Source organism: Frankia sp. AvcI1, from assembly GCF_001420875.1.
Lineage (GTDB): Bacteria > Actinomycetota > Actinomycetes > Frankiales > Frankiaceae > Frankia > Frankia alni.
In genome coordinates, this window is sequence record NZ_LJFZ01000002.1 from 96,510 (window position 1) to 109,406 (window position 12,897).

The following is a 12,897-nucleotide window of genomic DNA, read 5'->3' on the forward strand; positions in this document are numbered from 1 at the left end:
CCCGGTACCAGCGACCGTCGTGACGATGCCCCGGGAGTCGATGCGGCGGATCCGGTTGGCTTCCGAGTCGGCGATGTAGAGATCGCCGGAACGGTCCGCGACGGCTGCGGTGGTGGCCTGCAGCCGGCCGGCGCTCGCCGGACCGCCGTCGCCGGGCGGGCTCGGGGAGAGCCCGGTGCCACGTTTGATCAGCGTGGTGATGATCCCGGCCCGATCGACCCGGCGGAGTCCGTCCAGCACACAGATGTACAGGTTGCCGGCGACGTCGACGCTGATCTTCTCGGTGGTCGCGAAGTCCAGCGCGGCCTGGATGGCCGGACCACCGTCGCCGGTGTCGGCGTCATCGCCGGTGCCGACGATCGTGGTGACGGTCCCGTGGGTGTCCACCCGGCGGACGCGGTTGCTCTCGTCCGAGATGTAGATGTTTCCGGCGGCATCGACCGCCACGCTGCCGAGCCGTTGGAAGGCGGCCTGCAGGGCCGGACCGCCGTCGCCGGAGGTACCGGTCTCGCCGCTGCCCGCGACAGTGCTCACGTAACCCCGCCGGTCGATCCGGCGGATCCGCGGATCGGCCTGATCGGCCAGGTACACGTTGCCGGCCGCGTCCACCGTCAGGTCCTTGAACTCGTTGATGGCCGCCACGCCGTCCGGGCCCGGGGGTGTGACACCGGCGTCGCCGACCGCCGCGGTAGTCGTCGCCCCCGAGCGCGGTGACGACGCGGAGCCACCCGGGATGACGAGACATGCGATCAGGCCCAGGACCATGGTGGCGGCCGTGGCCGCAACGGTGACCGCCAGCCGCTGCCGCCTGAGAGGCCGCACTGCGGGCGGCGGCGTTACCGGGGCGGCGGCATCGGCCCCACCGGGCCGGAACCCACCCGGCCGGAAGGCCCCGGGCCTGACCACGCCGAGCGGCACGGAGCCGGGCGACGGCCCGGCCAGGGTGGACCGATCCGAGGCCGACGTCGGAACCGCGGCCGGGATCGAGGCCGTGGTCGAGTCCGACCGCGGGGTCGAAGCCGGGGTCGGCAGCGGGAGCGGGGTCGGAAGAGATGTCGGGCCGGCCAGGTCCCGGCCGGCCAGATCCCGGCCGGCCGGGGGCGACGGCTGCTCCACGAGATCGTCGACGACCCGCACGGTGACGCCGCAGCCGTGCAGCCACCGCGGGCCGAATGCGGCGCCGGCCGCCACAGCCAGCTCGCGGGCGAGGTCCAGGCCGGTCGGGTGGCGCGCGGCGGGATCCTTGGCCAGCGCCCGCGCCACCACCTCACCGAGGGCCGGCGGGACGGCGGGCAGCGGTGGCGGCTCGACCTCCAGATGCCAGCGGAACAGCTCGGACACCGGCAGGCCGCGGGGGAACATCGACTCGCCGCGCAGTAGCTCGTGGAGCACCACGCCGAGCCCGTAGACGTCGGTGGCGGGGCTGAGCCTGCCGCGGCGGATCTGTTCGGGGGCCATGTAGCGGGGGGTGCCGGCGAGCCGGCTGGCCTCGCCGGCCGTCCCCTCGAGGATCTTCGCGATGCCGAAGTCGGTGAGCTTCGGCAGGCCGGAGCCGGTGAACAGGATGTTGGCCGGTTTCACGTCACGGTGCGCAATGCCGAACCGGTGGGCCTGTGACAGCGCGTGGGCCACCGCGAGCCCCACCGCGCACGCCGCCGGCGGGCTGAGCCGGCGNNGGNCCACCGGTCCACCGGGCAGCAGCTCCATCACCAGCAGGCACAGGTCGTCTCGGACGACGAAGTCGTGGATGCGGACGATGTGTGGATGGTCCAGCCGGCCCAACATCTGGGCTTCGGCGCGGGAGGCGTCCACCGCCGCCGGGTCGGTGGCGGCCGTGGACAGCACCTTGATCGCGACCGGCCGGTCGAGGTCCCGGTGGTGCCCGGCCAGCACCAGCCCGGAACTGCCGGTGCCGAGCTGGCCGCTGATGGTGTAACCGGGCAGCGCGGCCCGCACCCGGTCGCGGTCGACGGCTACCACCGGCGCCCCTTCCCCGCCGCCCGGCGCCCGGCGCTCATCGGCGGTGGGCCCCCTGGGATGCCGGCCCCAGCGCGATGGCCAGGATCCGCGAGCCGTTCACCTCGGACACCAACAGATATCCCCGGTAGAACAGGAGGCTCGACGGATAACTGATTGNGGCGTCGAGGGCCCGCTGGCCGTTCCCCGCGTTGCCAGCCACCCCGGTACCGGCGATGGTCGTGATGATGCCGTGGGTGTCGATCCGCCGGATCCGGTTGACCTGGGGGTCCGCCAGGTAGATGTTGCCGGCGTCGTCGACCGTCACCCCCGCGCCGACCGTGTGGATCGCCGCCCTGGTGGCCGGTCCGCCGTCGCCGGAGAACCCCATGGTGCCGGTGCCGGCAGCGGTGGTGATGATCCCGTGGGTGTCGATCCGACGCACCCGGTTGTTACCCTGGTCGGTCACGTACATGGTGCCCGCGACATCCACCGCGAGGCTCTCGGGCCACTGCAGCCGGGCGGCGGTCGCAGGCCCGCCGTCGCCGCCGAACCCGTCTCCGCCGGAACCGACGACCGTCGAGATGACCCCGGCGGTGTCGACCTTCCGGATCCGGTCGTTCGAGCCGTCGCAGATGTACACGTTGCCGGCCCGGTCGACCCACAACGCGCTCGGCTCGTCGAGCATGGCCTGCCGGGCGAGCACACCGTCGCCGGAGAATCCGCCGATCTTCGGGCCGTTCTCCCCGGAGAACCCGAACNCCCCGGTGCCGGCGAAGGTGGTGATCACTCCGGNCGGGTTCACCCGCCGGACCCGCTGGTTGCCCTGGTCGGAGATGTAGATGTCGCCGGCGGCGTCGACGGCGATGCCCGCGGGATCGGCGAGCTCCGCCCGGATGGCCGGACCGCCGTCGCCGGTGAACCCCCTGATGCCGTTGCCGGCCACGGTCGTGACGACGCCGTCGCGGTCGACCCGGCGGACCCGCTGGTTGCTCTTGTCGACGATGTAGAGGTTGCCGGCGGTGTCGACGGCCATCGCGTCCGGCTTGTTCAACCCGGCGCCGGCGGCCCGGCCGCCGTCGCCGGAGAACCCGTCGTTTCCCGTGCCGACGGCCCCCCCGATCTGCCCGACCGCCAGCGTCCTCGGTACCCAGGCCGGCAGCGGTTCGGGTCCGGAGCCGCGGGTGGCCGCGAACGTGATCCCGCCGGCGGCAGCCAGCACGACGACGATGGCGGCCGGGAGCCAGACCCGCCGGCGCGGCCGGCGACGGTGTTCCCCCGTCCCGTCCGAACCCCACCCGTCGACCCCGGTCCCGTCGGCGGCGGCGGGGATCCGGGACCGGCGTGGGCGATGCCGGGTCGGCTCGCGCAGCTCGTCGGGCAGGTGCAGGACGATCCCGGTGCCGGCGGTCCAGTCCCGGCCATACGCCTGGCGCGCGGCCAGCGCGAGCGCGTGGCCGAAGACCCGGGCGTTCGGCTGGCGCTGTTGCGGCTGTTTGGCCAGCGCCCGCATCACCACCCGGGCAACCGGTTCGGGCACTCCCGGCGGCGGTNCCGGCATGACCTCCTGGTGGTGGCGGAACAGGTCGGTGATGGACAGCCCCGGGCCGTACATCGGCCCCCCGGTGAGCTGCTCGTAGAGCAGCACCCCGAGNGAGTACAGGTCGGTCGCGGGGCTCAGCCGCCCGCCGAGGATCTGCTCGGGGGCCATGTACCGGCCGGTGCCCACCACCCGGCTGGCGGTGGACGCGGTGCCGTCGAAGATCTTCGCGATGCCGAAGTCGGTGAGCTTCGGCTGACCGGCCATGGTGAACAGGACGTTGTCCGGTTTCACGTCCCGGTGCAGCACCCCGGCCTCGTGGGCGGCGGCGAGCCCGTCGGCGACGGCCAGGGCGACGGCGCAGGCGGACTGCTGGCCGAGCTGCTGCCGGGTGAGGGTACCGCCGGAGAGCACCTCCATCACCAGCAGGCAGAGGTCGCCGTGATCGACGTAGTCGTAGATCTGCACGATGTGCGGATGTTCGAGCCGGCCCAGCAGCCGGGCCTCGGTGCGAAACCCGGCGGCCACGTCGGGCCGGCCGGCGGCGGCGGTCGACAGCACCTTGATGGCGACGTCNCGGCCGAGGTCCAGATGCCGGCCGGCGAGGACCAGCCCGTAGCCGCCGGAACCCAGCTCCTCTCCCACCGTGTAGCCGGGCAGGGCGGCGACCACCCGGTCACGGTCGATCACTGGCACGGNCTGCTCACCCTCTCGTGGACGCGGGCGTCGAGGGGAGGGGATGCGACGGCACCACCACCCGGATCCGCCCGCTGGCCCGGTCGGAGAAGAACACGTTGCCCTCGTGGTCGACGCCGACAGCGCCGTCCGGCCGGCCCAGCTCGGCGTTGCCCGCCAGGCCGCCNTCCCCGGCGGAGCCGGGGCGGCCGGAGCCGGCGAGGGTGGTGATGATGCCGTGGGTGTCGACTTTGCGGATGCGGCTGTTCCCCCGGTCGGTGATGTAGAGGTTGCCGACGGCGTCCACCGCGATGCCGCGGGGATCCTGCAGGGACGCCTTCACCGCCGGGCCGCCGTCGCCGGCGAAACCGCGCAACCTGTTGCCGGCGACGGTGGTGATGACGCCGTGGGTGTCGACCTTGCGGATGCGGGAGTTGTCGGTGTCGGCGATGTAGACATCGCCCGCGGCGTCCGCGGCGACGCCGAACGGGACGTCGAGGAGGGCATCCGTCGCCGGGCCGCCGTCGCCGAACGAACCCCGGCCGCTGGATCCGGCGAAGGTGCTGATGATGCCGCGGGCGTCGACCTTGCGGATCCGGTTCTCGCCCTGGTCGGCGATGAACAGGTCACCGGCGTCGTCCGTGGCGACCGCGGTCGGGAAGGACAACGGGGCCGCGAGCGCCGGGCCGCCGTCGCCGGCGCCGGCGCCGGAGTAGCCGACGGGGTCGCCGACGATGAAGTGGTCATTGATCCCGGCGACGGTGGTGATGATCCCCCTCGGGTCGACCCGGCGGATGCGGTGGTTGAGCCTGTCGGCGATGTAGAGGTCGCCGCGGTTGTCCAGCGCGATCCCCGCCGGCTGGTCGAGTTGGGCGGCCACGGCCGGGCCGCCGTCGCCGGAGAACCCCGCGACGCCGGTGCCCGCGATGGTCGTGATGACCCCGGCGGCGTTGATCCGCATCACCCGGTTGCTGCCGAAGTCGGCGAAGTACAGGTTGCCGAACGCGTCGGCGGTGAGGCCGAACGGATCAGCGAGACTGGTCCGCAGCGCGAGCGCGCCATCGACGGGGCTGCCCCTGGCTCCGGTGCCGGCAACCGGCAGGATCCGGGCCCCCGGATCGCTGGTGACCTGCGGTGATCTCGGCGTCGGGAGTGTTCCGGAGACGGCCGGCCGCGACACCGGTGACGAGGAGCCGCCCCAGGTCAGATAGAGGCTCGTCGCCGCGACCAGGGCCAGCACGCCGGTGGCGGCCGCCGCCGGCCGGCGGCATCGGCGGCGCACACGCGTCGGCGGGTCGGCGCGGGACACCTCGCCCGCCGACCCGTCGGACGCCGGACCACCGGATTCCGACCCGTCGACGCCCGAACCGTCGGCCCCCGAACCGCCCGAGCCCGGGTCCGCACCGCCCGGCTGGGGTGGAGATGCCAGGACGCCTGCCGGGCCGAGGCCGCCGCCGTCCCCCGACTCGGCCCCGTACCAGGGCACCGCCGCCGATCCATCCGGGCCGTACGCCGGCATCGGCATCGGCGGCGGTGTCCCCACCCGGCGGGTCAGGTCGGCATCCGCCGTGACCCCGGCCGCGACGGTGGTCGCGGGCCCCGCGGCGGTCGCGGTCGCCGTCGGGGGATCCCCGGCGTCCTCGATGATCCGAACGACGACGCCGGCGCGGTGCAGCCAGTTGGGCCCGTACACGACCCGGGCGGCGGCGGCGAGGTCGGCGGCGAAGGCGCGGGCGGACGGGGGCCGGGCCGCCGGATCCTTCGCCAGGGCGCGCAGCACCACCCGGCCGATCGNCTCGGGCACGGTGACGGGAACCGGCGCCGGCACCTCGCAGTGGTGGCGCAGCAGCTCCGGGACCGACAGCTCCGGCGGGAACAGCGGGCCGCCGGTCATCAGCTCGTACAGGGTCACACCGAGGGCGTACAGGTCGGTCGCCGGGCCGAGCGCGGCCTCGCGGATCTGCTCGGGGGCCATGTACCGGGGAGTGCCGATGACACCGCGGGCGACGGTCGCCGGGTCGTCGAACATCCTGGCGATGCCGAAGTCGGTCAGCTTGGGCTGGCCGGCGGTGGTGAACAGGATGTTGTCCGGCTTGATGTCCCGGTGCAGCACGCCGAGCCCGTGCGCCTGCACGAGCGCGTCCGCGACAGCGAGGCCGACCGCGCAGGCGTCGGGCCCGGACAGGTGCTGGCGGGTCAGGCTGCCGCCGGAGAGCAGCTCCATCACCAGCAGGCGGACGTCGCCGCGCGAGACGAAGTCATAGACCTGGGCGATGTGCGGATGGTCAAGCCGGCTCAGCAGGCGGCCCTCGGTGCGGAAGTCCTCCGTCGCGCTCTCCCCGTGGACCGCCCGCAGCGAGAGGATCTTGATGGCGACGTCGCGGTTGAGCGGATGGTGATGCCCGGCGAGCACCCGGCCGTACCCGCCCATCCCAAGTTCCCGACCGACGGTGTAGTCGGGCAGCGCGGCGATGACGCTGTCACGGTCGACTGCCGGCATGTCCTCTCCTCGGCCGCGTCCCCANCACCACGTCGTCCATGTCTGGCGCACGCTGGCCCGCGCGAAGTTGCGCCTACTTTCCGTCCGCTACCCCAAGAGGGGACCACACCATGACACAACNGATCTCCGCGCGCACGGGACGCTTGTCGCCTGTTTGCCACTCCCACGCGTGCCTGCGGCCGGCTGCCGGGGGGACGGGCGGCGATGGCGCCGGGATGCCGCCAGACCGGCACGGCGGTCAGACGGCGGTCAGGATGACGCCTGGGCCGCCACGCCTTGGCCCAAGATCGAGCATCGCCAACCGGGTGAGCGAGCGTTTCGCGCTGGTCAGGCGAGTGACACCGTCCAGGCGCCGTACTCGCGGGCCACGTCGGTCACCGTCAGGGTGGTCAAGGTGCCCGACCGTGTTGGGCTGTGCGTGCTCAGAGCCTGATCGAGCGGGGTGATCAGCATGTCCTCGAGGGCGGAGCCGATGCTGTGGTCGTCGAGGTGTAGGTCGGCGAGGCGGATGAACAGCTCCAGGAGTTCCGGGGTCGGGGGTTCGGGCTGCGTGTCGGCGTAGCCGTCGAACCAGGCGCCGGGGTGGTGCAGCTTCGCGGGGGTGGCGTCGGCGCTGGGCGTCGTCGTGGCGGGGGTCGTCATGGCGGGGGTCGTCATGGCGGCGGTCATGAGCCGTGCCGCCGCGGCCGGGCCGTTGGTCCGCGCGGCCGTCCGGACCGCTCCGCGAAGGCGCTGAGGGCGGTGCGGCCGGATCGTCCGGCAATGGCTGCGCCGAGCGTGTCGGCCCATTCGCCGAGCGCGAGCATCGCCACGCGCTCCTGCAGGTCGGCAAGCCCCCGGATGTGGGTGTAAAGGCTGGCGTCGCGGACGCCAAAGCGCTCGGGGGGATCGTCGTCCCCGCCCGCGCGGGGATCTTTCCNCCCCCCGAGGGGCGTCGCCGCAGCCGGTCCAACCCCGACGGCGACGCCGGCCTCGCCATCTGCCCGCTCGCCGTCCCGACCAGCAGCTCCCCGCCGGTCAGCCCCGGCGCCGGCTGTTTGACCGGGCCGACCCGCTCGTCGAGCGTCTCGACGACACCGAGCCGGTCGACCAGCTCGGCCACCGCGGCCAGTCCCGTCACCCGACCCGCAGCCGGCGAACTCGGGCTTGCCGCGGCGGGAGACCCGCCGCCGGGGGGTCATGTCCACGGCGGCAGGTCGGCTGCGGTGCCCGGCTGTCTGGCAGATGCCTACCGGTTGCGGTGTGGGCTCCGATGGCCAGCGGCTTGACGGCCAGGCTCCGGGGTCAGCGGTCCTGAGGGTCCGTGGTCCTGAGGGTCAGTGGTCCTGAGGGTCAGTGGCGAGGCGTCGGAGCCGCGCTGGCCCCGAGACCGAGGCCGTTCGGTCCGGCACTGGCGCCGACACCGGCTCCTGGCACGGTGGCGCCGAGACCCACGCCGCTTTGCCCCGTCTGCGCGCCCACCCCGGTGCCCGGCGCGCTGGCACCGAGACCGAGGCCGCCCGGTCCGGCACTGGCGCCGACACCCGCGCCCGGCGCGGTGGCGCCAACACCCGTGCCGCTTTGCCCCGCCTGGGCGCCCACCCCGGTGCCCGCTCCGACGCGAGCGCCGGCCCCGGCGCTACCCGGCCCCGCGGTCGCGCCCACCGCCGCGTTCGGCCCCACTGCGGCGCCGGCCCCGACACCGCCCGGGTCGAGACGGGTATCGGCCTGCGCGCCCGGTGCGACCGTGGCGTCGACCTGAGCCTGTAGTGCCCGCACGCAGAAGGGGCCTACCTTGTCGCGACCGCCGGCTGCGGTGACCAGGGCAGTCATACCCGGGGAGTCAAGAGCCGTGCTGGCGCCGCTCGCCGCGGTCGCCGTGTAGGTGTGGCACAGCGCGAGCAGCGACGCCGAGACGGCGGCGCCGGGGCTCGCCACGGCGACCACCGGGGTGGTCACCGTGGCGGACGGCGTACCCGTGGCCGACACGGTGCGGCCGCCTCCACCGGTGAGCGGGAGTACTCCGGTGCTGGCGGCCACGGCAGCGCCGCTGAGGACGGTGGCTCCGACCGCCGCGGCGGCGATCTTCGCGGTCAGGGCGTTCGCGAGCATCAACTTCAACATCGATTTTCTCCGCGGCTGGGGGACGTGAACGAGACGCGCCTCCCGGAAGGCGGCCACCGCCGCCTCCTCACCGTCGAGCTCCCCGTCGCGGGCCGGAGCGGACGCGGCGGCAAGCAGATCGGCAAGGGGATCCGTACCGATCCCGGCGTTGACCGGGTCGCCGCGAAGCAGCCGCTCCGCGTCGACCCGACCGTCCGGACGAGGTCGGTATGTGCTCATCTCACGTCCTTCAGCGTCGAAGTCCTCGCCGGTGTTACACCCGACCGAAACCCGTGGTCATCGCTGCACGCCGATATCCCGATCATGTTCGTCTGCTCCTGGCCGACCGGTCCTGCTGATCCCCTCGCGCACCGAGGTGTTCGACCGCACCGAGCTGTTCGGCGAGCCTGCGCAACCCCCGATGCGCCGCGGTACGCACCGCACCGGCCCGCTTGCCCAGGACCCGTCCCGCGGTCTTCGCGTCCAACCCCATCACCACCCGCAGCAGCACCGCCTCGGCCTGGTCCAACGGCAGGCCCGCGATCAGACGCAGGGCCGCCTCAGTGGACATCGCCTCCAACGCTTCGCCTGCGGTGTCGTCAGGGNCGGCCAGCTGCGCCGTCACCAGCTCGACCGGGACGTCCTCCCGCTGGCGGCGACCCCGTCTGCGCAGGTGGTCGAGCGCCCGGTGACGCGCGATCGTGGCCGCCCAGCCGCGGAAACCATCGGCGTCCCCGCGGAACGTCGGCAGGTCACGAGCAATCTGCAGCCACGCCTCGGAGGCGACATCCTCCGCGTCGTCGCCCACCAGTACCCGCAGGTATCGCAGCAGACCCGGCTGGACCGTCCGGTAGATCAGCCGGAAGGACGCCTCGTCTCCCCGCTGCGCTCCGCTGACCGCCGAGGAGAGATCCGGCTCCGTGGTGGGAGGAGGATCGGTGTCGGGGCCGTCTCGGAACGGGGTACTGGNGCCGCCGAAGGTACGCCTGATCGGTGTCGGCGGAGCCGGTATCACCGGTACGCCGGCGGCGGTGGGCACCGACTCCGCGGTGGCCGGCAACTGTCGCGGAATCCCACGGGTTGCGGCCTCACCACCTGCGCTCATCTCCGCGCTCTCGCTCACCGCGCAGATGATGGAGCCCCATCTGAACGGCCATCGCAGGAGGGCACTGTTGACAGNGCAGTGGCACCCAGCCGACACGTTCGGCTTCCATCATGGCGAGGACCCNCCCGAGACGTTCTGGAANGGCTGCAGGACGGCGGAGCGGGTGAGGTCGCTGGCCTTCACCTCGTCGATTGCCAGCTCGCGCAGCGTGTCGCTGTGGCCCACCGGAACGGTGACCAGCTCCGACCGGCCGGTGGCCCGGGAGGCCGCCGTCCCGCCCCGGTCGTCCCATGCCATGGTCCCGAGATGCTCGGCGGCAAGTGCCATCGCAACGTTGTTGATGCCCACTCCGCGTCGGACAGATCGGCGGGATACGGGTCAGAACGAGGCATGACCCGACCGTCGCGACCCCAGCCCCACCGATCACCCCAACACGCCAGCCCCCCAGCCCGACGACCACAATCAACACAGAAGAATCAAGATCCAATACAGTCACTCAGTGAGCGAAAGCCTCGGTACCGAGCACTCGGAGNAGGTCGAGGCGGCTGGCGTCCTGACTGCCCGGCTCGGCGNAGTAGACGATGATTCGGAGAGCGCTTCCGGGGGTTTGTAGAACATCGCTGTCAAGCGTGAGGTGACCGACGTGAGGCTGCTCGATGCGTTTGCGGGCGGTTTGATGCCGGACGGGGCGACCGGCGATCCACCTACTCACGAAGTCGGTGCTGCGGGTGCGAAGTTCGTTTACCAGTTGCCGCACACCAGGGTCGTGAGGATATTCGATGGAGGCTACTCGAAGATCGGCTACCAGGGCATCGCGAAAGGCGTCACGTTCGGGCGGGGCCAACGCGACCCGAGACGGAGTGTCGGTGAACTCGTGCCAGATCAGGTTGCGGCTTCGGCCGAGCAAAGCGCCCGGGTCGCCGAGAAGCGCGGCCCACAGGCGGTTCCAGCGCAGCAGCCACCAGTCGACGGAGTAGACGGCGACTGGCCAGTCGTCGAGGCGCTGGAGTAGACGCTCGATTCCGGACGGAATTTCGGTGCTGACCGCGCCTTTCGGTATAGCGAGACCGGCGGCTTGGTGCAGCAAGGCGGCGTCGTCCTCGGCCAGGCGCAGCGCTCGNCACAGCGCCGCGACCACTTGCGGTGAGGGCCGAGCCGCCCTGCCCTGCTCCAGCTGCACCAGATAGTCCACCGAGAGACCGGCTAGCGCGGCGAGTTCCTCGCGGCGCAGTCCCGGCGAGCGCCGGTTCGTTTCGATCGCGCCGACGAACGCTGGACTGGTGCGGTCCCGCCATCCGCGCAGCAGCAACCCGAACTCACTCGACACGGAACCAGTATGGCGCTACGGCGGACCGGCTGACTGGTGCTGTCAGTCCCACCCACGAGCCGTACCTTCCTCGGGTGCGGTCGATCCCGACAGACTCACCGGCATGGACACGATCACCTTGATCACGGGGGCCAACAAGGGCCTCGGCTACGAGAGTGCCCGCCGACTGCGCGAGGCGGGACACACGGTGCTGCTCGCCGCACGCGATCCTGAACGCGGCCAGGCTGCCNCAGGAGAGCTGGCCGTCCCGTTCGTACATCTCGACGTCACCGACGAGGACAGCGTGGCGCTGGCCGCCTCCTGGGTCCGCGATCAATACGGACGACTCGACGTACTGGTGAACAACGCGGGCATCAACGGGCCGTCGATTCCGATCGACCAGGCCACCGCGGCCGACGTCGCGGGTGTCTTCAACACGAACCTGCTGGGCGTCGTGCGGGTGACAACCGCCTTTTTGCCGCTGCTGCGCGCCAGCGACAACCCGCGCATCGTCAACGTCTCCAGCGGAACGGGCTCTTTCGCGCTGACCGAGAAGAACAGCTGGTGGGATCCGGAGTATGTGCCCCCGATCTATGCGGCGACCAAGACCGCATTGACCAAACTGACGGTCTTCTACGCGCACGCGTTGCCCGATATGAGGGTCAATGCCGCCGATCCTGGCTGGACGGCGACCGACCTCAACAACTTCCGGGGCATCCAGACCGTGCAAGAGGGCACTGACGCCATCGTCGAACTGGCGACGCTTCCCGCGGACGGCCCGACCGGAGCCTACGTCAACCGAGACGGCGTCGTCCCCTGGTGACCACCAGCCCGTGCACCCGGCATGCGTCCACAGTGGACCAGGAGTTTCGTGACGCCGAATTCGAATCGTTCCTCGAAGGATTCCTCGGCGAGATGGGCAAACACCCGCCGCAGCGCGGGATGTTGTCCGACGGTGAGATCGTGCATTGAGCGGCTCGGGTAGGCTCTGCGTCGGGGGACGCACCGTGGTTCCCGAGGTCGGCGGGAGCGATGATGTGCGCCATGTTGGTGATGCGGAAGGCAACCGCCGCTGACCGGCGAGGTACCTTGTACCTGAACACGACGGTGACCGATCCGGCGTACCGGGACCGGAAGTTCGGCGCGTTGATCGCATTGTGGGCGGTGGACCAGGCTGCGCGGCGTGGCGCCGGCTGGGTCCGCCGAGACTGTCTGTGGNCCGGTCTGGCCGCCTACTACCAGCAGCAGGGCTTCACGCTGGTGCGCGAGGTGGAGCACGGGAAGTACCGGCACCACATGCTGGCCCGTCGTGCCGAGCGGATCGACCTGTCAACGTGGTTCAGCACAGGTACGCCTTCGCTACCAGGTGGAGGTCGATGACTTAAGTCTTCGGCGCTGTCCGTCAGGTCGGCGGGTGGTCGATCCTCCTCGGAGGAGGTCGAAGGCTGTGGACGCTGCTTCCGGCAGCTTATCGGGCGGCCAGCGTGCGATTACGACATTCGGGTCACCGTCCGGCCCGACTCGTTCGACGGGACTCTGGACGCTGGGGCGCCCGACGCCCTANCTTGAACGCGCACGCCACTCCTGTCATCACGTGGCGGTTTCTTTGAATGCAGGGGATTCCCGACGACCCGGGCTGCGTGTGTCTGTTTACGGGGGGTTTGTGGCGCAGCCAGGAAGATGTGCCAGAAGAACAATTTCCACCTACTCCGAAAAATCGGAGGCCTAGAAAC

At 71.9% G+C, this 12,897-nt stretch carries 6 protein-coding genes and 11 pseudogenes; 3 read left to right on the forward strand and 14 right to left on the reverse strand.

Annotated elements, in window-relative coordinates; genetic code table 11:
• From UK94_RS34530 to UK94_RS37755, 14 genes and pseudogenes are all read right to left on the reverse strand, one after another.
• Positions 1–1,674, reverse strand: a 1,674-nt coding sequence (locus UK94_RS34530) for a serine/threonine-protein kinase (RefSeq protein WP_235486275.1), incomplete at both ends; no start/stop codon positions are given.
• Between the two features lie 5 nt (positions 1,675–1,679).
• Positions 1,680–1,980, reverse strand: a pseudogene (locus tag UK94_RS37705) (protein kinase); the annotation flags it as partial.
• A gap of 772 nt (positions 1,981–2,752) precedes the next feature.
• Positions 2,753–3,509 (reverse strand): annotated as a pseudogene (locus UK94_RS37710) (serine/threonine protein kinase); the annotation flags it as partial.
• A 1-nt stretch (position 3,510) separates the two neighbouring features.
• Positions 3,511–3,610 (reverse strand): annotated as a pseudogene (locus UK94_RS37715) (hypothetical protein); the annotation flags it as partial.
• A 1-nt stretch (position 3,611) separates the two neighbouring features.
• Positions 3,612–4,072: pseudogene (locus UK94_RS37720) on the reverse strand (serine/threonine-protein kinase); the annotation flags it as partial.
• Between the two features lies 1 nt (position 4,073).
• Positions 4,074–4,192, reverse strand: a pseudogene (locus tag UK94_RS75700) (hypothetical protein); the annotation flags it as partial.
• 167 nt (positions 4,193–4,359) lie between these two features.
• Positions 4,360–5,965: pseudogene (locus UK94_RS72655) on the reverse strand (NHL repeat-containing protein); the annotation flags it as partial.
• Between the two features lies 1 nt (position 5,966).
• Positions 5,967–6,671: pseudogene (locus UK94_RS37735) on the reverse strand (serine/threonine-protein kinase); the annotation flags it as partial.
• Positions 6,672–6,998: 327 nt separating this feature from the next.
• Positions 6,999–7,313, reverse strand: a complete 315-nt coding sequence (locus tag UK94_RS02640; RefSeq protein WP_011601685.1) for a hypothetical protein — start codon at positions 7,311–7,313, stop codon at positions 6,999–7,001.
• 690 nt (positions 7,314–8,003) lie between these two features.
• Positions 8,004–8,993 carry a hypothetical protein gene (locus tag UK94_RS02645; protein WP_011601687.1) on the reverse strand — a complete coding sequence of 330 codons (990 nt, stop codon included), beginning with the start codon at positions 8,991–8,993 and terminating at the stop codon, positions 8,004–8,006.
• 82 nt (positions 8,994–9,075) lie between these two features.
• The coding region (locus tag UK94_RS37740; RefSeq protein WP_268761191.1) for a sigma factor-like helix-turn-helix DNA-binding protein at positions 9,076–9,358 on the reverse strand (283 nt) is incomplete at its 5' end.
• Between the two features lies 1 nt (position 9,359).
• A pseudogene (locus UK94_RS37745) lies at positions 9,360–9,612 on the reverse strand (sigma factor); the annotation flags it as partial.
• 819 nt (positions 9,613–10,431) lie between these two features.
• Positions 10,432–10,945, reverse strand: a pseudogene (locus tag UK94_RS37750) (XRE family transcriptional regulator); the annotation flags it as partial.
• Between the two features lie 34 nt (positions 10,946–10,979).
• Positions 10,980–11,185 (reverse strand): annotated as a pseudogene (locus tag UK94_RS37755) (helix-turn-helix transcriptional regulator); the annotation flags it as partial.
• A gap of 103 nt (positions 11,186–11,288) precedes the next feature.
• Between UK94_RS37755 and UK94_RS37760 the strand changes: the two are divergent.
• The 3 genes and pseudogenes from UK94_RS37760 to UK94_RS33515 all read left to right on the forward strand — a co-directional run.
• Positions 11,289–11,414 (forward strand): SDR family NAD(P)-dependent oxidoreductase (locus tag UK94_RS37760; RefSeq protein WP_235486373.1); only part of this gene is annotated, 126 nt, incomplete at its 3' end.
• Position 11,415: 1 nt separating this feature from the next.
• Positions 11,416–11,987 (forward strand): annotated as a pseudogene (locus tag UK94_RS02665) (SDR family NAD(P)-dependent oxidoreductase); the annotation flags it as partial.
• Positions 11,984–12,136 (forward strand): hypothetical protein, encoded by a 153-nt coding sequence (locus UK94_RS33515; protein ID WP_157734089.1) that lies wholly within the window; start codon positions 11,984–11,986, stop codon positions 12,134–12,136. The pseudogene UK94_RS02665 and the gene UK94_RS33515, both read left to right, overlap by 4 nt.
• Positions 12,137–12,897 lie beyond the last annotated feature (761 nt).

Coding starts and splice junctions, on each gene's coding strand:
- UK94_RS02645 (WP_011601687.1), bottom strand. CDS start 8,993: ATGAGCACATACCGACCTCGTCCGGACGGTCGGGTCGACGCGGAGCGG.
- UK94_RS02640 (WP_011601685.1), bottom strand. CDS start 7,313: ATGACGACCCCCGCCACGACGACGCCCAGCGCCGACGCCACCCCCGCG.